Here is a 23,252-nt window from a genome sequence, read left to right as displayed (position 1 = left end):
ACTTGTATAATTATGTATCATAGAAAATATCCTTTTTTGTACAGATTATACCATAGATTCTAAACAGGTTCTTAGAGACGACCTCTTTTAAATCCCAACCATTATAATTTCCAACATCCATATACTCAATAAAACGAAGAATATGCTTATTTTCCTTAAAATATTGCGCCATCTGTAAAATGTCCTGTTCGTTTTTTCCCTTTTGAACGACCATGTTTATTTTAATTTTCATTCCAACTTCAGCTGCAGCCTGTATTCCTTCCAGAACCCTTTGCACTTTGCTCCTATTACCATTTAAATAGAAAAACCGATCTTCTTCCAAGGAATCTAAGCTAACTGTTACACGTGATAGTCCCGTCTTATATAAATCAGGAGCAAACTTTTTAAGTAACGATCCATTGGTTGTTAAACCGATATCTTCTACACCATCAATTTTATTAAGGCGCTCAATAAGCTGCGGAAGACCTCTTCGAAGTAACGGTTCTCCGCCCGTAATTCGTAACTTTCTTACACCTAAAGAAACAAAAATACGTGTTATCCTTTCAATCTCATCAAAAGATAAAATTTTATCATTAGACAAAAACGAGTAATCAGGACCAAATATTTCTTCTGGCATACAATATCGGCAGCGAAAATTACAGCGATCAGTAACTGAAATACGTAAATCCTTTAACGGACGTTGCAACTTGTCTAATGTAACTGATTTCATCTTCATTGCCTCACTTTTATTTTATATTTAAAACACGTTCTGGATGGGTATATACATTTAAGGAGTGATTACGAATAAATCCTATTGTCGTAATACCTAAATCTTCCGCTAGTTGCAAAGCTAATTCAGTTGGAGCTGATTTTGATAGTATAATTTCACAACCGATTTTTGCAACTTTCAATAATATTTCCGAAGAAATACGACCACTAAAAACAATGATTTTATCTTTTATAGAAATATCGTTTCTTAAACAATAACCGTAAATTTTGTCTAGTGCATTATGCCTACCAATATCCATTCGGCTTAAAATAATACCATTCACATCACATAAAGCTGCATTATGAACCCCGCCAGTATGATGAAACGTATCCGCAGATTGCTGCATTTCTTTCATTAACCGAAAACAATCCTCTGCCGCAACCTGTACATGGACACCCTTCATTTTTTTTGCACTTAGTGCATCATTAGCAAAAACAAACCCTTGCCTACTCATACCACAACAAGACGTAATATATCGTTTATTTTGCATTTGTTCATAATACGGATTTACTTTTGTCGTTGTTACATGTACAAATCCTTCTTTCTCCTGCATCCATATGCTATCAATATCTTCATACTTCCGAATGATTCCTTCAGACGCCAAGAAGCCTATTACCATATCTTCTATATATTCTGGAGTACTAACCATTGTAACAAACTCCTGTCCGTTCATTTTAATGGTGACAGGAAACTCTGTTACAATGCTGTCCTCTATATGCTTAAACGCCCCTTGTTCATAACGAAAGATTTCTCTTTCTACCTGTATCGGTTTCACGATCAGTATCCTTCTCTCACGTTATATTTTTATCAAAAACAAATACCGAAACTGCAATATCTTCTTCTACTTTCATATCTGAAAACAAATTCACTAATTTTGCTCCAACAAGTTCCTCCAAATGTTCACGGGAATTCGCAGCATACACCTCTTGAATCATTTTCGTTCTAGCCATATGAACCATTTCCGCACCGTCCATCGTACTTGAAATAAATTTTTCAGTAGGTGTTAAGTTTCCATAAAGAGTCGCTATAGCCATATTTTCTGCAAAAACAGTATGAATTCGTTCTGGTCCTTTTCCGAAAAGTTCCTTTCGAAGTTTTCGTATCATATCATTAAATTCATGTACTTTTTTTGACATACAATTATACCTCCCAAAAGCCTCATTTTACTTTATTATATATTTTACCAAAATGAGCCTTCCGCCCAAACTATTTCCTACAAATATTTGGGCGGAAAGGTTCACTTCATGAAATTTATTCGTCTCTTAACCCTTTCCCCATACCTTTTAAGAAATGAAGTCCAAACCCGATAGCACGGTTAATATCTGGGTCTTTCAATACTTTCATAAGATCGAATACCCCTACTTTTTTATTACTTTCTAGATGTTCATTACCTTCTTCTAGCCCGACTAATAAACTACCTATAAGCTTTTTCGTAAGTTCTGGGTCAAGTTCAGTTAACGCACCTGCAGCACCCATCATATTATTAATTAAATTTGTAACAGGCTCACGAGTTACTTGACCTAGAACAATCTTTGCAATTGGTTCTTTCGCTTTCAGCATAGAATTTGCAGCTTCTAGCATTCCAATGTCATTTAATTCCCCTACTATATTAAACATCTGATTTAGAGCTTCTTCATTATTTGTTAAAAGCTCCTTTAAATCATCTAATTTTTGCTGTTTTATTTCTTCCTCAGTTAATTCTTGTTTTTGAATCATTTTTATAGGTGCAGCCATAGTTTTCTCCTCCTACTTATCCGTTAAATGCACATACCCTGGACGTGCCCACTTACGATGTACCTCAATTCCAGCTTGAGGGTGACGTTTTTTATTGCGTGGGTTCGCTTTTGGCATCGGATTTTCGCCATCAACTTCTAACACTTCCATACGCACTTTCGTTTGTTTATACGCAGGTGTATTCGTACGTACATCCACAGCAGGACCTGTTAAGAAATTAATTGCCGTTTCGTTATCTGTAGAGTTCATCGGTAAATATAACTCATTCGCTTTTACACGATCTGTAACGAGTGCACGTAATTTTAATGCTCCAAAAGGAGAGACAAGACGAACTAACGAACCTGTTTTTACGCCACGTTCTTTTGCAAGGTCTGGAGAGATTTCAACGAAAACACCAGGTACTTTCGTTTGAATACCTGTTGATTTATTTGTCATATTCCCTTCATGGAAATGCTCAAGCATACGACCGTTGTTAATGTGAAGGTCGAACTCCGCTGGAAATTCAGCTGGACGTACCCAGTCAGCAATCGCAAAACGAGCTTTTTTATCTGGGAAGTTAAATCCATCTTGGAACAGAAGTGGTGTATTTGTTCCATCAAAACTTCCCCAATGGAAACTGTTCCATCCTTCAAGCACTTCATAGTTCGCTTGCGAGAATAATGGTGATAAACTTGCCATTTCAGCAAAGATTTCACTTGGGTGGCTATAATTCCAGTTTGCCCCTAGTTTATTCGCAACCTCCTGGACGATCCACCAGTCTGGTTTCGCATCTCCTAGCGTAGGAAGAACTTGATATAATCTTTGGACACGGCGCTCTGTATTTGTGAAAGTACCTTCTTTCTCAAGAGATGGCGCTGCTGGTAATACAACATCTGCATATTGAGCAGTTTTAGAAAGGAAAACATCTTGCACAACGAAGAAATCAAGGCTCGACAACACTTCATGTACATGATTTGCATTAGAATCTACAAGAGCCATATCTTCTCCGACAAGATACATTGCTTTCATTTTTCCTTCGTCAATTGCGTGAAGCATTTCAATATTATTAAGACCTGGTTCACTATCAATTTTCACTCCGTAAGCAGTTTCAAATTTCGCACGTTCCATTTCGTTAGTAACGTGCTGATATCCTGGAAGCCATCCTGGTAAAGTACCCATATCACAAGCACCTTGTACGTTATTGTGACCTCGAAGTGGGTATGCACCTGCTCCTGGACGACGATAGTTCCCTGTTGCAAGAAGTAAGTTTGAAATTGCAGCGGAAGTATCAGAACCACCTGTATTTTGCGTTACCCCCATACCCCAAAGGATACACGTACCATCTGCATCACGAATCATTTCAGCCATTTGAATAAGTGTTTCTTTTGAAATACCTGTTACTTCTTCTGCATATGCAAGTGTATATTCTTCTAGACTTTCTTTGAAATCTCCAAAGAAGTTTACATTCTCATTAATAAATTCTTGATCATGCCAACCTTGATCGATCATATATTTAGTAACAGCCATTAACCAAACTTGATCTGTTCCTTGTTTTGGACTAATAAAGACATCTGATCGCTCTGCCATTTCTGTTTTACGAAGATCAGCTACAATTAACTTTTGTCCGTGTAATTTATGTGCACGTTTAATACGTGTAGCTAAAACTGGATGACCTTCTGTCGGATTACATCCTACAATAATAACAAGACCAGATTGCGCAATATCTTTAATCGTTCCTGCATCACCGCCCATACCAATTGTACGGAACAAACCATCCGTTGCTGGTGATTGGCAATAACGTGAGCAGTTATCGATATTATTCGTTCCAAATACTTGTCGAGCTAATTTTTGAATTACATAATTATCTTCATTTGTAATTTTAGAGGAAGAAATAAATCCGATAGAACCTTTACCGTACTCTTCTTTAATAGTACCTAATTTATTTGCAACTACATTCAGTGCTTCTTCCCATGTAGATTCAACAAACGTTCCATTTTTACGAATTAAAGGTTTTGTAATTCGTTCTTTAGAATTTACGAAATCCCAACCAAATTTCCCTTTTACACAAGTGGAAATTGCGTTAACTGGTGCATCTGAAGATGGCTGTACTTTAAGGATTTTACGCCCCTTCGTCCACACTTCAAACGAACAACCTACACCACAAAATGTACATACTGTTTTCGTTTTCTTCGTACGAGTATCACGCATGGCCGCTTCCACTTCTGATACCGCAAAAATACCGCTATATCCAGGCTCAACTTCTTTAATTAAATCTACCATCGGTTCAAGAATATCTGGTTTTAATCCCGTCATAAATCCAGCTTCACCGAGCATCGTTTTCTCCATTAAAGCGTTACAAGGACAAATCGTTACACATTGACCACAGCTAACGCATGAAGAATCATTAATATTTACTCCTTCATCCCAAATAACTCGTGGGCGTTCCGCTTCCCAGTCTATCGATAACGTTTCATTTACTTGTAAGTTTTGACACACCTCAACGCATTGACCGCATGCAATACATTGATTAGGGTCATAGCGATAAAACGGATGCGTCATATCAACTTCACTTACATCTACTTTCGGTTCATAAGGATATTTTTGATGTTCAATTTCCATTAATTCTGCTGTATTATGCAGTTTACAGTTCCCATTGTTGTTGTCACATACTGTACAGTATAATAAATGATTTTCTAGTAACCGATCCATCGCCTCTGTTTGTGCTTCTTTTGCGCGAACAGAAGCACGCTCAACGTTCATACCTTCCGTTGCTATCGTCGAACAAGAACGCATTAACTTTCCGTCAACTTCTACAATACAAGTGTCACATGTTTGAATAGGATCTACTTCCGGCACGTAACAAATTTGCGGATGTTCAATCCCGTTCTCATTAATAACACCCAATATCGTTGAACCAGGCTCCGTTGTATACTTTTTTCCGTCAATTGTAATATGAACCATGTTGTCATTCATGGTCTTTCCCCCTTTTTGAGAATAAAAAAACTCCACCACGAAAATATACGCACCACATTTTGGGCACGCTATCATCATGGTGGAGTAGTTTATTAGCACATCTTGCTAAAATACCAATCCATTTATTCATAAATAAAACGATAGATTCATAACAGGTCATATCACGATTCCATCTTTAACACTATAATTATAGCGTTAAATGTACAAATATACAATATAAATTTTAAACTGCGCATATGTCTGTATGTAACTATCCATAATAACCCATATAAAGTTCAACGAGGAATAAGGTGAATATATGGAATCTTTTCGAAAATGGATAAGGGGCGAAAAATCTTTCTCTACACATGAGCAATCTGAAACTGTATTAAATAAAGAAATTTCTTCCTCCATGCCGCTTAATCTTAAACACTTATCCAAATTATTTAGTGGTATTCCAGAATTAATTACACGCACTTTCCCGTTAAAAAACGGAAAAGAAGCTGCTCTTATATATATGGAAGGACTTGTAGATAAAACTGTTATTAATGTAGATATTCTTCGTCCTCTCTTATTTAAAGAATGGAATGAAGACGATTTTTGGGAATCTTCTATTTCTATAGGGAATATTAAAAAAGTTCAGAAGTGGATAGACATTGAGCAATCTCTCTTACATGGCAAAAGTATTTTATTTATAAACGGGCAATTATCAGCTTTAGAACTAGATACACAGGCGGCGCCAAAAAGGAGTATTGAAGAACCTACAACAGAGACTTCCATAAAAAGCTCACACGAAGGATTTAATGAAGTGGCAAGTGATAGTATCGCACTTATTCGTCGCTATATTCCAAATCGCGAATTAAAAGTGAAGGAATTCACTGTTGGCGAACGAGCAACCTCTAAAGTTTTTTTACTTTATCTTGCAGATGTTGCAAACGAAGATGTTGTACAAGATATGGCATGCCGCATTGAATCAATCAAAGTAGATGCTATTCTTACTACCGGTGAATTAGAAGGATTTGTTGAAGATAATTCCTATACTCTCTTCCCACAATTGTCTATCACTGAACGTCCTGACACAACGGCACATCATATTTTGAATGGGCGAATTGCTGTTGTTGTAGATCGCTCACCAGGCGTATTAATAGGACCTATGACCTTTTCATCCTTCTTTCAGACGATAGATGATTACAGCTTCAGACCTATGATTCCATCTTTTATACGACTCCTTCGTTTCACTGGGCTATTTATTGCAATATTTGCTCCTGCTCTTTATATTGCTATGATTTCCTTCCATTATGAAGTGATTCCGCTCAAATTGTTGTTAACGATTGGAGAATCTCGAGCCAAAATTCCTTTTCCTCCCATATTAGAAGCTTTATTAATGGAATTAGTTCTCGAAATGCTCCGAGAAGCAGCGATTCGGCTTCCTGGGCCTGTTGGACAAACAATCGGCGTCGTAGGAGGAATTGTAATTGGACAAGCTGCGGTTCAAGCTGGGATTGTGAGTAACGTTATGGTTATCGTCGTATCAATTACTGCGGTTGCCTCCTTCATTATTCCTAACTTAGAAATGTCAGCAGGAATTCGGCTTCTTCGATTCCCAATGATGATAGCCGCCTCTTTATTTGGCGTCATTGGAATTATGGTTGGAATGGCAATCATTATCATCCATATTCTTTCTATGGAATCACTTGGTGTACCATATGGTAGTCCTTTTTCTCCGTCATATGCTTCGGATTTAAAAGATACCCTTATACGTTTTCCATGGAAAATTATGAAGAAACGGCCACTATCTCTACAATTAAAACAAGATAACCGACAAAGAGATGTTGAAGAAAAGGAGGAGAATTAGTGACAAAACGTGCAAAGAGGGAGATCACTTTATTTCAATACATTTTAACTATTAGTGGTGTTCAAGTCGGATTCGGCGTACTTACACTTCCGCGTGAAGTTGCACAAGGAGCGAATACAGATGGCTGGATGTCTATTATTATCGGATGTGTCATTACTACTTTAGTCAGTCTATGTATTGTAAAAATCATGGAAAAACATCCAGGATATACTTTACTTGATGTGCTGATACGCTATCTTGGAAAATGGCTAGGAAGAGTAGTAATGATTTTTTGGATTTTATATGCTGTACTCGCAGCTATTTCCTTAATTTTTTCCCTCTTATACGTTATTCATATTTGGATTTTACCTAGATCTCCTATGTCTTTAATTATGATTTTGCTATCTATTCCAATGCTTATGCTTGCATGTAAAGGAGCACTTATTATTAGTCGTTTTGCTGTTTTCACTGTCATCTTTACACTTTGGATGCCATTATTATTATTTATTCCTCTTAAAGATGGGCATTTTATATATCTTCTTCCTCTTATCAAGGAAGGATGGCTACCAATTATAAACACCGTAAAATCAACTATCATTGCGTTTCTCGGATTTGAGTTTGCGTTTGTCCTTTATCCTTATTTAACTAACAAAGCATCTGCAAAAAAAGGAATTGTTATTGCAAATTTGATTACGTTATTTATTTATCTTCAAATCACGTTCGTTTCTTTTATTTATTTTAGTCCAGATGGTATAACAAAGTTTTTATGGCCAACTCTTTCTCTTGTTACACCGTTTCACTTCTCATTTCTTGAGCGGTTTGAAATTATCTTTTTGTCATTTTATCTCTTTATTATTTTTGATTCCTGTATTCCTTATATTTTTACTGCTTCAGATGGTATTAATCAATTACTTAACAAAAAAGGCAGTTCATTACCTATTTATTTTTTATTATTCGGGTGTATTTTCATCTTATTCTTTTATATCCCTTCTTCTTATCAGATAAGTGCGTTGCGGGAATTTTGGGGAACTGCTAGTTATTTTATCGTTTTTCTATTCCCAGTTGTATTTCTCTTATACATGACACTTTATCAGCATTGGAAAAGGAGAAAAGTTTAAATGAGACGCTTTATTCATTTTATTATATTTTGTTTTCTCATAATTTTTTTAGCAGGTTGTGAAGATCGGCTTGATTTAGAAAAACAATCCATCTCATTAATTTACGGTTTTGACGCAAAAGCAAAAGGAAAATTAATTGTGTATCACGTAAATCCTATTTTCAATGAAGATGTAGAGAAAAAGTACGAAATTCATGAAGCGAAAGTACATACACCCCGAGAAGCAAAAGATACGTTTAACAGTTCAAGCAGCGGTTTAGTGTCCACAGAAAAGTTACAGCTTATATTGTTTAGCACGAATTTTTTAAAACAAGAAGGAGCTATGCCTTATCTGGATGTTTGGTATCGCGACCCTAAAAATACAGGGAATATGCGCATGGTTGCAGTAGATGGACCCATTTCTTCTGTTATATATAATAATTTCAAAGATAAGCCTGCTCTTCCTGAATATTTAACAGATTTAATTAATACGAACAAACTATACAATCGGACCGTGTTTACGACATTCCATGAATTTCATAGACAAACTTTTAATAAAGGCATAACTCCTGCTATTTCAGAAATAAAAAAAGGGAAGAAAGATGTTATTGTTACCGGTTCGGCACTATTAACCTCTCGTGGAACTTATAAGATGTCTTTAAATCGCTATGAAAGCGCCCTTCTTCTTATGGTGCAAAAGAAAGCTAATATACCCGTTTCACTTACAATGAAAATCCCCTCTAATTTAGTTGAAAGTAATAGCCATCTAAAAGATACAAAAGGCGACGATTTTATAACAATAAATGTTCTTAGTATGAATCATGATATCGGTACAGACTATAGCGATAACCGCTTCAAATTTAATATTAAAATGGATTTAAAAATTGCCGTATCTGAACTTACATTCAACATGGATATAGATAATGATAGAAAAAAATTAACTTCTCTTATTACAAAACAACTAAACAATGATTTAAACGATTTAATCCACAAAATTCAAAAACAGCAACTTGATCCATTCGGATTTGGTGATTATGCGAGAGCATTTCAATATAAAGAATGGAAACAAGTTGAAGATGATTGGCCAAGTGCCTTTTCAAAAGCTAATGTGAAAGTGGTACCAACTATTAAAATTTTAGAAAATGGGATTATTAAATAGAAAAAACACGCTACTTGTTCTTATATGAATAAGTAGCGTGTTTTCATTTCCATTACAAGTATTATTTCAATGGACTATACTCTATTTCCATTTCTAACATTACTATGTTTTTTAGCATATACAAAATATATGAAAACGCCTATTATAATCCATGCCACAAAACTAATTAAAGTAAGCTTAGAAAGGTTCAAAGCCAAATATATACAACTTACTATTGAAACGATAGGTAAAAAAGGTACTAGAGGGGCACGGAATGGCCTCTTCATATCAGGATGTGTCTTTCTTAATACAATGACAGCTATAGATACAAACACAAATGCTGTTATCGTTCCCATATTCACTAAATTAGCTAATAAATTCAAATCCACTAATCCCGCTAATAAAGCTGCTAGTATACCTGTAACCCACGTATTAAAAAATGGCGTTTGTAAACGTGTATGAACACTTGAAAGTCTTTTTGGTAACAACCCATCTCGACTCATCGAGTAAGATACACGAACAAATGCAAACATAGCTACTAACAGAACTGTTGTTAGCCCTGCTATCGCTCCCACCGATAACAACCCAGCAATTCTATCTTCTCCTACAGTGCGCAACGCATATGCAACCGGATCAGCAACATTTAATTCCGTAAACGGAACCATTCCAGTTAGCACGAATGAAACACCTACATATAGAACGGTACAAATGAACAAGGAAACAAGTAGCCCAATTGGCACGTTACGTTGTGGACGCTTCACTTCCTCTGCGGCTGTTGCAACTGCATCAAATCCTAAAAAAGCAAAAAATACAGTAGCAGCGCCCCCTACCACACCGTGAAAACCAAACGGTAGAAATGGTTGCCAATTCTCTGGTCTTACATATTGTGTCCCTACAACAATAAATCCTACAATAACAGCCAGTTTAATAATAACCATTATATTATTAATTCGTGCACTTTCTTTTGCACCACGGCTTAATAAAAATGTAACAACTAAAATAATAAGAACTGCTGGTAAATCAATGATTCCACCCTTCCCCATTCCTGGTGCCGAAGCAAAAACCGTAGGAATGTGAATATTAAAACCTAGTAGCAATGACTGAAAATATGCTGACCAGCCTGCTGCAACCGCAGAAGTCGCTAATAAATACTCCAGCATAACACACCAGCCAACTATAAATGCAAAAATCTCACCTAGTGTCATATATGTATATGAATATACACTTCCCGAAACTGGAACTGTAGATGCAAATTCAGCATAACAGAAAGCTACACATGCACATATAATTGCCGCTAATACAAAAGATAATACAATCGCCGGACCAGCATGTTTCGCTGCTACAATACCAGTTAATACGAAAATACCTGTACCAATAATTGCTCCAATACCTAAAAGAGTTAAATCAATCGCTCCTAAAGTTTGATTCAATACTTTTTTCTTTTCTTCATCCATTGCTTTCTTTATGAAAAGACTCATTCTTTGAAACCTCTTTTTCAAGTTTATCTCTTACTTGTTACATTCTTTATTACTGTTCTATTTTAAAAATAAAAATATACATAGTTCACTTCCCCTATAGACTTAGTAACCCGTATCAATAAAAACAGAAAAATCAATCTCTTTATACCGTATTGAATTTTCAAAATATTATCCATACCAAAAACCCATTAAGAACGCTGATTGAATTTATCATATAATTAATTATATTGTCAATAATAAATCACTCAAAAATAATCGGTTGATTATGTATCAAATGTTATTTTTATACATAATTATTTTCTCAAAAACATTGTTGTTTTCCACCTTAATATTCATATGCATTTTATTACATTGATTTTCATACAATTTTCATTACATACAATGTAATGAAAATCATAATAACCTCAAATGAATTATTATTCAAAAATAATAATTCATTTGAGGTTATTTCACCATTTTAATACTAACAAAAAAGTGCAGATTTTCATCTGCACTTTTTTTATTCTTCCACTTCAGCTTCTGCACTACTATTTTCAAGATGCTCCTTCTGAGCTTCCTCTTGCAACTCTGCTGAAATCATCCCATAATAAAGTTCCGGATATAACCCAAATATTTGATATACACTTCCTAAAAACGGCATCAGAATCCCTCTTTTCTAAAGTTGTATTGCCACTTTTAAGGATTCCCTTTTCATTCACTATACATTCGTTTTTGGCGTTTCTTCTTCATCTTGAATACTTAATAAATTTTGCCATTTTTTATACGGAGCGCTATTTGGATCTACATATCCTTTCGCATGCGAGCGATCCCACAATTGTTTAATAAACATTTCTTTCTCTTTCTTTGCAACCATATCAGCACCTGTACCGTAATAGTTCTGGAAGTACAACTCGATTTCATCAAGGAATAGTCTTAATAATTCATCTGATGTTTCTTCTAACGTCGGATCATACTTCGCTTCACGGTCATACATTAAAATCATGTCTAAAAGATTGTGGACATGTTCTTTTCTAAGCCATCTTACATCTTGGGCTCCTAATACGAACGGATGTGTATATAAATGTCCACCTTGTATCATCGCCTTTTCTTGCTCTTCTTCAAATCGTGACAAGATGTTTTCATAAATAAACGGATTATGAAGCAATGCTCTGTGTAATTTATAACTTTCGCTTGAAATATTTTTCCCCATCGACTGAATTAAAAAGCTACGTCCCACACCGTTATATTGATACACAAACTGTCCATCAACAGCAACTAAACTAATCCAACGATACATATATGCGTATAGTAATGCACGATTACATTTATCATAATCTAATTTTGTTTGAGTCGCATTCAAATCTGGCATAAAGGCTGGTAAGTGCCAATACTTATCTAAATGCGGCGTTAAACTAGATTTTTTACTATTTAATTTGTTTACACGGCGATAATACGATTGGAAATAGTCACCTTTATCATTCATAAATCCGTTTGAAATATGTCCTGATGATAATTTAGGAAAATCTTGCAGAGATAAGCCATAATGCGCTCGATAACAGATCACTTCAAATGGCGAAAAGGCTTCGTGTACTGTATCTTTTTCTTTAAACATTTCTTGAATTAATTCCTCTTGTAGCTCTTTCTTTAAAGAAGGATGTATACCCCAATATTGTAATTCCCTATGATGAGCAACTTTCGGAATGAACGGACTTGCTAAATGGAACAGGTCTTCAATTTTTTCACGCACGTATTCATTGCGATCACGTTTCTTATAATCTGCTTCTTTTCGCAACGCTTCAATAATATTCAATTCTAATTTATCACGATAGCGTACTTGCAGTTCGTCATAACAATAGCTCAGTATATGTTCGCGATAGAAATCCTCTACCTTTTTCGACTGAATCTCTTCTGTTTTCGCATCACGACAATATTCCCCATACAAACTCATATAAATTTCCGCTGATATATCTTTCGGTAGTACACCTAAATTTAAATGTTGCTGCATATCTTGCCATATCTTTTCTTGCAGCTGTTCCTCTGCTAATACATATACATTCGTCGGGTTTGTTTTCCCTTCAAATTCCTTACTGCGCTTTTGGATTTCAAACAATAAATTTTCACGTGTTTCATGTAAATTATCAAAAAATCTTTCCCAATATTGAATCATTTTATTAACTGCCTGATATAGCGATTGATACACAAGTTCTAATAGCATTTCTTTTCGATATTCATTTAATTTGTGTACATATTGCGTTACGATGTCTTCAAATTCTCTTTTGAATGAACGTTGCTGATTATTAATCATTTTTCCGAACCAGCCTTGTTGTTGAGCAATTTCTACTCGGCGTACAGCCGTTACCGTTCCATCGATATTACCTACATTAAATTTTTTATCGTAGTTTTGAATTACATTACGCTTTTGCTCATTATTTTCATGTAGTCGATTCATTTTTTCTACTAACTGCTTTCGAATTTCATATAACATAAAACGTGCTGCTACTGGGTGAACTGGATCTGTTTTCTTTAAAAACCATGTATTTAATTGATAGGACTGCCCTTCAGAACCACTTGGTGAAAAGCGGTCTGATTCAATCATGTCATATAAAAGTGTCGTTACATGTTCATGTACACGGCTCGGAATCGCATATGCATATAAGCGAACCGCATGATCCACTCTTGCCACTTCGCCTTTCATTTGTTCCATCATTTTCAGTTTCGCAGCTGAAATTTTACACTCATGTTGCAAACGATTTAATTCCTCATCTTTTTGCACCGTGCGTTGTACATAACTTTCTACAGCTTCTAAAAACAGTTTTGATTTCGCAACTCCGAGCTTACCACCTTCTGCTCCTTCACGCGTTTCATTGTACATTTGTCTATAGAAAATATGAGCTTGCTCTGGACGGGTAGCAAGATGTTCCAAGTCCTCTAAATAACTTTTACCTCTCTCCGGCTTTTCACGCTGCATCCCACGTTTTACATCTTGGTCATATCTTTGCTTCTTCTCTTGAAACAGTTGATCTAAATGAAGCCACGATTCATCTAAACCTTGCACAGCCCATTTTAAAGCACAATATTTTAACACATGCTCATACGGATAAATGAGTTTTGCCGTTCCTGCCCCGCAATATCGTCCTTTTCCGCTTGATTCTGCTAATTGCTGAATTTGATTGTCTTCTTGTGCAAAATGACTTGTGGACATCGGGCTAAATAACTGTAAATAAATTGTATTTGCCATCTGTTCCATATAATCTGATAAATTGTGTAAATGGTGTCCATGTAGGTTTTCATAATCGTATAAGAAACAATAATTGTACGGTAAATGATGTTGTTTAATTGTATGATTCGTTCTTCCGTCTTCATCTACTTGATCAGGGCGATACTCTAATTCAATTGTTACACCGCCGCGTTTTGATAATTCTCCAGTAGAACCGAGCGTAATAGCATGTAATTCTTTTAACGATGCATAGCCGTTCGCTTGCACCGTTTCAAACTCTTTCGCACTAACTGTTCTCGTCTTTACTAAAACATCCGGCATTAAAAACGCACCGCGTATTAAAATGTTATGATGCTGCAATTTCTTCCGAAGCATTTCACGTAAATATAATGCAATTTGCAGAAACATCCCCGAACCTGTTCCGCCTGCTAGTGATGTTACTATAATGACACGCACACCATATTCTGTTTGATCACTTGTAACCGGAAAAATTTTCTCAATTTCTTGCCAAAAGGACGTTAATTTATCTTCTTTCATCGCAGCACGTAACGCTAAACGTGAAATGACGCGTAACTGTCCTGCTCCTTCTGTTAATGGTTTATCAAGTATAGTCGGATCCATCGGAAACCACTCTGGGATTGTTGGATCTCCTGCAATATACTCCCTGGGCGTTTTACTAGAACTCGTTTGTGTCTTAAACTTTCGAATATGATCAAATTTACTCAATGTATTCACATCTGTATCAAATACGTGCATTGCTACCTTTTTCCGGCGCTCTTCAGGCAATTTTTCATATATTTGATGCGTCACAGTACTACCGATTCCACCTAAACCAATTAATATTGTTGGAACTTGTAATGTCATGTGAACCACCTTCCTATTCTTGCTTGTTTGAAAAAAGGGAAAGAGAATCAATACTCCATCCCCTTCTTTTCCCTATCTACTATTCACATTCGTACTTGTAAATCTCCTTACCATATCCTCTATCAATTAGTAAAAGTTCATTTGGATATAGTGTCTTATGTTCCATTCCTACTTCATCATTTGTTATAAACATCCCATCAATAATCATTCCAACTACTTGTGATTCTTTCGCTACAAAGACAGATTTCGAACCTTTCTTCGCTATAAACGTAACGGATTGCACTGTTTTTCTTTCTGCTCTAAATGGGATACCAAAATAATGGTTCCACCATTTATTTCGAAGTAATTCTGGTTCAGATTGATATAGCCAATCTTTCGCTACCTCTTGATCCCATTCATAATACAGTAGTGCTTTCCGGTGAAATCTTGGCCGAACAATCCATCCTAAAACAATGATTCCTACTACTAGTAGTAATAAAGTGATAGGAATGACAAACTTAAAAATAAGCGCATATTTTTCATAAAACGGAGCATCTTGAATATGGAATGTTATGTTTTTCTTTACTTCTTGTAATTTTGAATCCTGCATTACGATGGTAGCTTCTACGGTGCCGGTATCTGTAAAATTAAATGTGTCGGAGTAATAGGGACGAGGATAAACATAGATCTGATTTCCATGTTGCTTTATTTCATAATTGATTGATTGTTTAGATGTGACACCCGTAGATTTTAATAGTTTTTTTACAGCTTCTTCTGTCATCGGCTTACCATCTAACTGTGGCTGCAAAACAAATGGTTTACTATTCTCTAAATTTGTCACTTTTTCTTCATAATCTTTTGTAACAGTTTGAAGTGATAATTTTGGTTTCTCAGCTGTTTCAATTTTAAATTCTTTCGTCTGTCTATAAAACCCCTTTATATTCATATGAACTTTCCCGCGTACTAACCCTTTACCAAGCTTAGTTTCGTAATAAAACACATGCCTTTTATCATCCCACTTCATTGGATATTGTTTTCCGTCTATTTCTACTTCTGCCTGAAAGTAAGAAGACTGAACTGGCAACTCCGTAGGCTTCGCTTCAATAACAGCAGTAACACCTTCGTACATTTCCTCTACATTTTTTTGACTACTATCATCTTTGTCATAAGTAGAAACCGTATAATTAAGCGCCGGTTCAACTAGTACTTGTAGTCCTTCTTTCTCAATGTCCTGGTCCACTTCTATCGTATAAGTTCCCGGTTTAATAACTTCCTGATTTTCCGTACTTATATGAACTATATTTCCGAACAATTTTGCTTCTCCTGGTGCATGTATGGAAAAAGAAGATTGTAATTGTAATGGTTTAGAAATTTGTGTGACCTGATAATCGGGCAGAGAAGGCGATTGTCGTACAAGCGTCATACGCTTTAATGGAAACGGTGTTGTAATCTCTACTCTTTTCCCCACTACTTTCGTTTTTACAATCGATTCAACAGAGGAGAATGGATCACGATTTGCAACTAATGCTGCCACTTGATTTACACTTTTTACAATGCCATCTTCTCCGCTTGACGGCATAGTAACACCATTTATCTCTTTCTTCCATATTTCTTTGAACGTGTTTAATTGTTCTTTTTCTTGTTGTCCTAAATCTTCTTCCATCGTAATTAAGACTGGGTGTAACGATATCTTTTTTGCATCCATTTCTTTCTTAAACTGGGCTAATTTCTGCAAAATTTGTTCTTTTCCGCCAACCTTATCTTTCTCTAAATCATTAAATGCCCCGTCAGTTAATACAATAAGCCAAAATTCACGTTTTCCATCTATATCTGCTTCCTTTTTTATAGATTGCATCGCCGTTTCTACCGCGCTAAATGGAGTATTTAAATACGTTTTCCACGCTCCAATTCCCTCAATTTCTGTTTGCCTTTTATCCTTCGTTAACGAAATGTTTAATGGATCATTCGGCTTACTCATTGGAACGTAAGAAAATTTATCTTTTTCATCTAATAGCGCAACTAAACTTTGCAAAGCATAATTGGCATATTTCCAGCGATCGTTATTTCTCATGCTGCCCGAATCGTCATATACAAGTGAAACGACCCTTTCCTTTGCCTCCTCTCCTTTTGCAAAAGCTGATAAAGGTAAACATATAAATAGAAACAACATGAACGTGGCACAAATTCGAATTTTCATGATGAGGCTTCGCCACCTTTGTAGACAAATTCCTATGTTTAAATTTATGAGAGGAAACAAGATATATGACTTGTATTTTAGGACAACTAACCCACCATAACTTTATTATGTAAACAGATCATACACTGGGTAATATTCCTTCTAGCATTCTCTATCCAATTATATAAGTAAAAAAGCCTGTTTAAGCTCCACGCTTAAAACAGACTTTTCCTACTTTTTATTTTAAAAACACATAACAAAAAGTTTGATTTTTGACTTAACACATCACTTCAATTGTAAATCCACCAGGTGCTTCAACGTAAAACGTATACGCATGGACATGCTTAGGAGGCTCCACGAAAAATCCATCTTCCTTCAATCTTTGATTTATCTTATCTACTTGTTCTTCACTTTCTTGTGGAAATCCTATATGAAATGTTTTTGGATACTGAACTTCTTTTCCTTTCATTAAAGTTAGTATAAATCCATCATTATCACGCATAACTGCAAAGGCATTCCCCCTTGTTCCACTACAAATCAAACCAAAATACCTCTCTAAAAACACTCTAGATGCTGTTACATCTGTAACTGTTAAATTAAGATGTTTAATTCCCAATCCTTCACCTTCTTTCTCAATTTTCTAACATTTTACCATATAAAGTGAAACTTGAATCAGTCGGATTTTTGTTCATCCCCCACTGATTATTAGCCCTCACCAATCGGGATTTTACGGGCCGCAGGGCCCCCACCTAACTTCTTTGCTTCCGCTGAATTTTGAGGTGGGGGTCTTACTGCCCACAAATAGCGGGACAAATAAAAAACACGCCTTTCACAGCGTGTTTCATTGCTTTACATACACTTCAACAATCGGATTCTCTTTATTATCCGCATGCAAGCGTATATTCGCTTCACTTGTATTATAAATACTAGCTAATAACATTATCGTTAACACATTAGGTATCTTCGCATCACTTCCGTATTTTCTCTCAAGCCCTTCCTTATATTCAAAATCTAAATCCCCCTGCACATATGTATACACTTCAAAACCATCTTCTAAATTGCAAACTACTGTATCAATAATATCTGCCCCTACTTGCTTCTTCATTTCCTCTCGCAACGCTTCAATAAATTCTTCCCACGGTACTTCGTATGTCTGAAACTGATCTGTAGATTTCATGCCTTTTCCTCCTTATATATCCTCTTCTTATATTTCCCCTTTCCTATAACAATTATGATAGATAGGACATTCATACAAGCCGCACTTGTCCCCCTTACATATCGTATTACTGTAATGCGGAAGGAGGAAAGAACATGCATAGACAAAAATGTTATGATACATGCCGACGTTATTTCGGAAAAGTTGTTCGGATTGAAGACCGTGATGGCCGTATACATTTAGGTAAAATAATCGATTTGACACAAAGCTCTGTATGGATCGAACCGGTGCAACAGCGCTCATCTTTTGATTCAGGATTCGGATACTATGATGCTTATGCAAACGGTGGTTGTGACCTTTGCGGCGGCCTTAGCAGATGTGATAGTTGCGGATTTGGATGCGGTGGTGGATTCAGCAGTTGCGGATGTGGTGGCCGTGGTTGCGGTAGTTGTGGTGGCGGCGGCTGGGGTGGCGGCGGTTGTGGCTGGGGTGTTGAACTCGGATTTGGTTTCATCTTCGGAATTACATTAGCTGCATTATTTTTCATTTAACATAGTAAAGAGTTGGCTACCTTTAGCCAACTCTTTTTCTTTATTTTTCACATATAAAAATACGATGCCCTAAAATGTGTTGGTACATAAGCCGTACATTTTCATGCTGTACCCACGCCTCATATAACTCATTCGGAATATGTGAGGATACATTCCACTCTGGCTCTTCTACATAGCCAGAGATCGTTTCTGCAATCGTGCCACCGCCAGCAATTGTAATTCTTTTAAAATTTGCTTTCTGAAATAATTGTACCCACTCATTCTCAGTTAATAGTTCTTTCATGCCATATAATTGGGCGATTTTTTCTTCCTCACCCTTATCAATGTGCCTATCAATAATCATTTCAATGACAACAAGCTTACCGTCCTGCTGTAATACACGGTAACACTCCGAGATAACCCTTTCTTTCTCTGTAAAAGCGATGATTGATTCTCCAAGTACGAACTCAAATGAGTTATTCAAACAAGGTAATTGCTCTACACTTCCTTCAATTAATTGTATATCTAACCCTTCAAACAACCATCTATCTTTTGCCTTTTGAATCATAATTTCATTCTTTTCAACAGTTGTTACTTTATAACCAAATTCCCTTGTCATATATGCCGCTGTTTTTCCCGTACCGCAACCTATTTCAAGGACATTCGCTCCATATTTAAAAGGCAGTTGTGCTAACAATTGTTTTGTTAACGTAAAACCACCAGGATGAGCACTTCCTATTCCGTAATACGCTAGGAAATCAATGTATGTGTTTCGCTTCATAGGACTCTCCTTCAAGTTTTCTATAATACATATATTCATCCTCAAAAAAATAGTGCACAGAAAAAAAAGCATTTTCAAGTACAATGTTGCAACTTGAAAACGCTTTTTTTTACTATTTCTCTTCTACATACGCCCATTTGAAACTATATTCCGGACTAATATTATGTTTTACAATTCCCTTTACATTTGGTTTCATAACATACGATCTACCACTTTGATATAAAGGTACGAGCGCTACATCTTCTTCAAGTAACAGTTTTTCTGCTTTCCCTAGCTCTGTCCAACGTTTTTTTGCATCAGCCATCCATTCCGTCTTACTTTTATTAATAATGTCATCATATTTTGAATTTGAATAGCTCATCTGATTCTGTGAATTTTTCGTTTCAAACATATCAAGATATGTCATTGGATCCGCATAATCTGGATTCCAGCCGCCATATGAGAAATCATAATCTTGGTCTGATTCTAATTTTAGTTTTTGCTTAAATGGCTGAAGTTTAATATTTACTGTTACACCCTTTAAATTCTTTTCAATTTGATCTTTTACATACTCCCCAACCTTTTTCGCATTACCAGTATCATAATTTAATAGCTCTATTGTCACTTGATCTTTTCCAAGTTCTTTTTTCGCAGCTTCCCAGGCTGCTGCTGCCTTTTTAGAGTCTTGTTTTAAACCATTTTTAAACGTTTCTGCGAAATCTTTACCGTCTGGTCCAGCTGCTAAACCTTTTGGTACTAAATAATCCACTGGTTTTGAACCATCATTTAAAATGACATTCGTTAAAGCTTTCTTATCGATTGATAATGCAATTGCTTCACGTAATTTTTTACTCTTTAACGGTGTATCTTGCCCACCACGTTTTTGATTTAGACGTAAGTAAAAAGTACTTGTTTCTGAATATGCACCAAACTCTTCTTTATTATTTCTATACTTATCAACAAATTCACCTGATAAAAGTGTAAAATCAATCGCACCTGTATCATATAAATTTACTCTTGTAGCTGGTTCTTTTACTACACTATAGTTGATTTCTTCTAGTTTTACAGTCTTTTTATCCCAATACTGATCATTTTTCTTTAATTTCCAACCTTGTTCATGCTTCCAATCAGTAAGTACAAACGGTCCATTATAAACTGTCGTATCAGACTCTAAACCGTATTTATCTCCTTTTTCTTTTACGAACTTTTCATTTAATGGATAGTATGACGCGAATGCCATTAAATTTAAGAAATATGGTACTGGTCTCTCTAGTTCAACTTCCAGCGTATAATCATCTACCGCTTTTACACCTAATGTAGAAACTTCTGCTTTCCCTTGATTTATTGCCTCTGCATTTTTAAGATAGTAAGCAATAAACGCATATTCTGCAGCTGTTTTTGGATCTACTAGACGTTGCCATGCAAATACGAAATCTTTCGCTGTTACAGGATCACCGTTTGACCATTTTGCATCTTTTCGTAATGTGAATGTATATTTTTTGCCATCCTCGCTTTTCGTACTAGATTCTGCCGCCGCTGGAATTGGCTTGTTATCTTTATCTAGACGATATAACCCTTCCATCGTGTTTCCTAAAATTTGAGAACCTAACGTATCTGTATTTTTAGAAGTATCCATCGTCGGAATTTCATTCGTTTCTGTACGATTCATTACTTGCTGTGCCGCATATTTAATATCGGATTTTTTCTCTTCCCCGCCACTATTAGACGTCGTAGTCGTTTTCTTCTCCCCACCAGAAGATCCAGAACATGCTGTTAACGCCACACTCATTGCTAATACTGGCGCTACAACCGCCGTAAACTTTTTCATCTTTTTCTTCATTTTTGTACCCTCCCCAATTATATGTACGAAACTAACTTTGAGAGACTTTCTTTCGATTTATTTATTAGAAAATTCTTACTAATTATTATTCTACTATTTTCTTCTGATTTGTAAAGTGTTTTTATGAATATTCTGAATAATTAATCTAATAATCACAATAACTATTACTATACGAATTCTCCCACATCTACTATATGTAAGTGCCACTTTTCTTATTCTTCTCTATTTAATTTAATAGTAAAAGAGCGTTCTAAAAGTCATTTATCTACCTTTAAAACGCTCCTTTTTATTATTTCCCTTCTGTTACATAAGCCCACTTAAAGCTATATTCTGGACTAATATTGTGTTTCACAATTCCTTTAACATTCGGTTTCATTACATACGCTCTTCCTGTTTGATATAAAGGAACGAGCCCAGCATCTTCTTCAAGGAATAGTTTTTCAGCTTTTCCTAACGTTTCCCAACGCTTCTTCGCATCACCCATTAATTCATTACCTGCTTTTGATACCATATCATCATATTTGGCATTTGAGTAACTCATTTGGTTATACGGGCTCTTCGACTCAAACATATCAATAAACGTCATTGGATCCGCGTAGTCTGGACTCCAACCTGCATAAGAGATTTCATAATCTTGTGCAGTCTCTAATTTTAATTTTTGTTTAAACGGCTGAATCTTTGTATTAATCGTTACACCTTTTAAGTTTTTCTCAATTTGATCTTTAACATAATCAGCAATCTTTTTCGCAGTTCCATCATCATAACTTAGTAATTCAATTGTCACTTGATCTTTTCCAAGTTCTTTTTTCGCTGCTTCCCAAGCTGCTGCACCTTTTTTCGGGTCATATTTCAAACCATTTTTAAATGTATCTTGGTAATCTTTACCGTCAGGCCCTGTCGCAAGCCCTTTTGGAACCAATTGATCAGTTGCTTTTGATCCATTATTTAAAATTACATTTGCCAATCCCTTTTTATCAACTGATAATGCAATTGCTTCACGAAGCTTTTTGCTCTTTAACGGTGTATCTTGTCCGTTACGCTTTTGATTTAAACGTAAGAAGAATGTACTTGCTTCTGAATACTCACCGTACTCATCTTTGTTCGATTTATATTTATCTACAAATTCTCCTGATAGTAATGTAAAGTCAATTGATCCTGTATCATATAAGTTTACTTTCGTCGCAACTTCTTTTACTACACTATAATTAATTTCTTCTAATTTCACAGTTTTATTATCCCAATATTTATCATTTTTCTTTAGCTGCCATCCTTGTTCATGTTTCCAAGAAGACATAACGAATGGCCCGTTATACACTGTCGTGTCAGCTTCTAAACCGTATTTATCTCCTTTTTCTTTTACGAATTTTTCATTTAGTGGATAGTATGACGGGAATGCTAATAAGTTTAAGAAATACGGTACTGGTTTTTCTAATTCTACTTCTAGCGTATAATCATCTACCGCTTTTGCGCCTAATTCTGTTAGTGGTTTTTCACCTTTATTAATTGCCTCTGCATTTTTAATATAGTAGGCAATAAACGCATATTCTGCAGCTGTATTTTTATCAAGTAAGCGCTGCCATGCGAATACGAAATCTTTCGCTGTTACAGGATCACCGTTTGACCATTTTGCATCTTTACGTAGTTTAAATGTATATTTTTTGCCATCCTCGCTTTTCGTACTAGATTCTGCCGCAGCCGGGATTGGCTTATTATCTTTGAGGGTGTTGCAAAACTAAAATAAATATGCAATGTTATGAATCAGAAAAACTAGCTGAACATGCAATAGATAGCG

General features: G+C 35.7%; 16 protein-coding genes and 2 pseudogenes. 4 read left to right on the top strand and 14 right to left on the bottom strand.

What is annotated here, in order from left to right:
* Nucleotides 1-70: 70 nt before the first annotated feature.
* From ACQRBL_RS17035 to fdhF, 5 genes and pseudogenes are all read right to left on the bottom strand, one after another.
* Nucleotides 71-709 (bottom strand): annotated as a pseudogene (locus ACQRBL_RS17035) (GTP 3',8-cyclase MoaA); the annotation flags it as partial.
* A gap of 16 nt (nucleotides 710-725) precedes the next feature.
* Nucleotides 726-1,523, bottom strand: coding sequence for a formate dehydrogenase accessory sulfurtransferase FdhD (gene fdhD, locus ACQRBL_RS17030; RefSeq protein ID WP_063548306.1), 798 nt, complete (start codon nucleotides 1,521-1,523; stop codon nucleotides 726-728).
* Nucleotides 1,524-1,539: 16 nt separating this feature from the next.
* Nucleotides 1,540-1,884 carry a DUF2294 domain-containing protein gene (locus ACQRBL_RS17025; RefSeq protein WP_000039582.1) on the bottom strand — a complete coding sequence of 115 codons (345 nt, stop codon included), beginning with the start codon at nucleotides 1,882-1,884 and terminating at the stop codon, nucleotides 1,540-1,542.
* A gap of 115 nt (nucleotides 1,885-1,999) precedes the next feature.
* Entirely contained in the window at nucleotides 2,000-2,482 is a 483-nt protein-coding gene (locus ACQRBL_RS17020; protein WP_023522701.1) for a DUF1641 domain-containing protein, read from the bottom strand.
* A gap of 12 nt (nucleotides 2,483-2,494) precedes the next feature.
* Nucleotides 2,495-5,434, bottom strand: coding sequence for a formate dehydrogenase subunit alpha (gene fdhF, locus ACQRBL_RS17015; protein WP_427734976.1), 2,940 nt, complete (start codon nucleotides 5,432-5,434; stop codon nucleotides 2,495-2,497).
* 298 nt (nucleotides 5,435-5,732) lie between these two features.
* Between fdhF and ACQRBL_RS17010 the strand changes: the two genes are divergently transcribed.
* Genes ACQRBL_RS17010 through ACQRBL_RS17000 form a run of 3 tightly spaced genes read left to right on the top strand, consistent with a single transcriptional unit; the run spans nucleotide 5,733 to nucleotide 9,502 of the window.
* Nucleotides 5,733-7,268: a spore germination protein gene (locus ACQRBL_RS17010; protein ID WP_097920563.1), complete on the top strand. Its 1,536-nt coding sequence runs from the start codon at nucleotides 5,733-5,735 to the stop codon at nucleotides 7,266-7,268.
* Entirely contained in the window at nucleotides 7,268-8,365 is a 1,098-nt protein-coding gene (locus tag ACQRBL_RS17005) for an endospore germination permease (protein WP_097920564.1), read from the top strand. The genes ACQRBL_RS17010 and ACQRBL_RS17005 overlap by 1 nt, the downstream gene beginning before the upstream one ends.
* Entirely contained in the window at nucleotides 8,366-9,502 is a 1,137-nt protein-coding gene (locus tag ACQRBL_RS17000; protein WP_411996594.1) for a Ger(x)C family spore germination protein, read from the top strand.
* A gap of 74 nt (nucleotides 9,503-9,576) precedes the next feature.
* On the opposite strand, the gene ACQRBL_RS16995 is transcribed toward ACQRBL_RS17000, so the two are convergent.
* From ACQRBL_RS16995 to ACQRBL_RS16970, 6 genes are all read right to left on the bottom strand, one after another.
* Entirely contained in the window at nucleotides 9,577-10,959 is a 1,383-nt protein-coding gene (locus ACQRBL_RS16995) for an APC family permease (protein ID WP_109737196.1), read from the bottom strand.
* Nucleotides 10,960-11,458: 499 nt separating this feature from the next.
* Nucleotides 11,459-11,599, bottom strand: a complete 141-nt coding sequence (locus tag ACQRBL_RS16990) for a hypothetical protein (protein WP_001116193.1) — start codon at nucleotides 11,597-11,599, stop codon at nucleotides 11,459-11,461.
* A 57-nt stretch (nucleotides 11,600-11,656) separates the two neighbouring features.
* A complete protein-coding gene (locus ACQRBL_RS16985) occupies nucleotides 11,657-15,019 on the bottom strand; it encodes a tubulin-like doman-containing protein (RefSeq protein ID WP_097920566.1) in 3,363 nt (1,120 codons plus the stop codon).
* A gap of 79 nt (nucleotides 15,020-15,098) precedes the next feature.
* The gene (locus ACQRBL_RS16980; RefSeq protein ID WP_097920567.1) at nucleotides 15,099-17,195 is read right to left on the bottom strand and encodes a vWA domain-containing protein; all 2,097 of its coding nucleotides are present in this window, start codon (nucleotides 17,193-17,195) and stop codon (nucleotides 15,099-15,101) included.
* A 256-nt stretch (nucleotides 17,196-17,451) separates the two neighbouring features.
* Complete coding sequence (locus ACQRBL_RS16975; RefSeq protein WP_411996593.1) at nucleotides 17,452-17,790, bottom strand: VOC family protein; 339 nt, start codon at nucleotides 17,788-17,790, stop codon at nucleotides 17,452-17,454.
* Between the two features lie 225 nt (nucleotides 17,791-18,015).
* Nucleotides 18,016-18,351 carry a hypothetical protein gene (locus tag ACQRBL_RS16970; RefSeq protein ID WP_000842905.1) on the bottom strand — a complete coding sequence of 112 codons (336 nt, stop codon included), beginning with the start codon at nucleotides 18,349-18,351 and terminating at the stop codon, nucleotides 18,016-18,018.
* Between the two features lie 134 nt (nucleotides 18,352-18,485).
* On the opposite strand from ACQRBL_RS16970, the gene ACQRBL_RS16965 reads away from it, so the two are divergent.
* On the top strand, nucleotides 18,486-18,881 hold the full coding sequence (locus tag ACQRBL_RS16965; protein ID WP_023522709.1) for a hypothetical protein: 396 nt from the start codon (nucleotides 18,486-18,488) through the stop codon (nucleotides 18,879-18,881).
* Nucleotides 18,882-18,921: 40 nt separating this feature from the next.
* Here ACQRBL_RS16965 and ACQRBL_RS16960 read toward each other — a convergent pair whose 3' ends face one another.
* From ACQRBL_RS16960 to ACQRBL_RS16950, 3 genes and pseudogenes are all read right to left on the bottom strand, one after another.
* Nucleotides 18,922-19,641, bottom strand: coding sequence for a class I SAM-dependent methyltransferase (locus ACQRBL_RS16960; protein ID WP_000828255.1), 720 nt, complete (start codon nucleotides 19,639-19,641; stop codon nucleotides 18,922-18,924).
* A gap of 112 nt (nucleotides 19,642-19,753) precedes the next feature.
* The gene (locus ACQRBL_RS16955) at nucleotides 19,754-21,460 is read right to left on the bottom strand and encodes a peptide ABC transporter substrate-binding protein (protein ID WP_411996592.1); all 1,707 of its coding nucleotides are present in this window, start codon (nucleotides 21,458-21,460) and stop codon (nucleotides 19,754-19,756) included.
* Nucleotides 21,461-21,749: 289 nt separating this feature from the next.
* Nucleotides 21,750-23,177, bottom strand: a pseudogene (locus ACQRBL_RS16950) (peptide ABC transporter substrate-binding protein); the annotation flags it as partial.
* Nucleotides 23,178-23,252: the final 75 nt, after the last annotated feature.

The sequence above is a fragment of the Bacillus sp. AF62 genome (assembly GCF_050312695.1).
Lineage (GTDB): Bacteria > Bacillota > Bacilli > Bacillales > Bacillaceae_G > Bacillus_A > Bacillus_A cereus.
This window is presented reverse-complemented; position numbering and strand designations above follow the sequence as displayed.

Excerpts from the sequence above, each read along its gene's own strand:
- ACQRBL_RS17025 (WP_000039582.1), bottom strand. The coding sequence starts at position 1,884 with ATGTCAAAAAAAGTACATGAATTTAATGATATGATACGAAAACTTCGA.
- ACQRBL_RS17020 (WP_023522701.1), bottom strand. The coding sequence starts at position 2,482 with ATGGCTGCACCTATAAAAATGATTCAAAAACAAGAATTAACTGAGGAA.
- fdhF (WP_427734976.1), bottom strand. The coding sequence starts at position 5,434 with ATGAATGACAACATGGTTCATATTACAATTGACGGAAAAAAGTATACA.
- ACQRBL_RS17010 (WP_097920563.1), top strand. The coding sequence starts at position 5,733 with ATGGAATCTTTTCGAAAATGGATAAGGGGCGAAAAATCTTTCTCTACA.
- ACQRBL_RS17000 (WP_411996594.1), top strand. The coding sequence starts at position 8,366 with ATGAGACGCTTTATTCATTTTATTATATTTTGTTTTCTCATAATTTTT.
- ACQRBL_RS16995 (WP_109737196.1), bottom strand. The coding sequence starts at position 10,959 with ATGAGTCTTTTCATAAAGAAAGCAATGGATGAAGAAAAGAAAAAAGTA.
- ACQRBL_RS16990 (WP_001116193.1), bottom strand. The coding sequence starts at position 11,599 with ATGCCGTTTTTAGGAAGTGTATATCAAATATTTGGGTTATATCCGGAA.
- ACQRBL_RS16985 (WP_097920566.1), bottom strand. The coding sequence starts at position 15,019 with ATGACATTACAAGTTCCAACAATATTAATTGGTTTAGGTGGAATCGGT.
- ACQRBL_RS16980 (WP_097920567.1), bottom strand. The coding sequence starts at position 17,195 with ATGAAAATTCGAATTTGTGCCACGTTCATGTTGTTTCTATTTATATGT.
- ACQRBL_RS16970 (WP_000842905.1), bottom strand. The coding sequence starts at position 18,351 with ATGAAATCTACAGATCAGTTTCAGACATACGAAGTACCGTGGGAAGAA.
- ACQRBL_RS16965 (WP_023522709.1), top strand. The coding sequence starts at position 18,486 with ATGCATAGACAAAAATGTTATGATACATGCCGACGTTATTTCGGAAAA.
- ACQRBL_RS16960 (WP_000828255.1), bottom strand. The coding sequence starts at position 19,641 with ATGAAGCGAAACACATACATTGATTTCCTAGCGTATTACGGAATAGGA.
- ACQRBL_RS16955 (WP_411996592.1), bottom strand. The coding sequence starts at position 21,460 with ATGAAGAAAAAGATGAAAAAGTTTACGGCGGTTGTAGCGCCAGTATTA.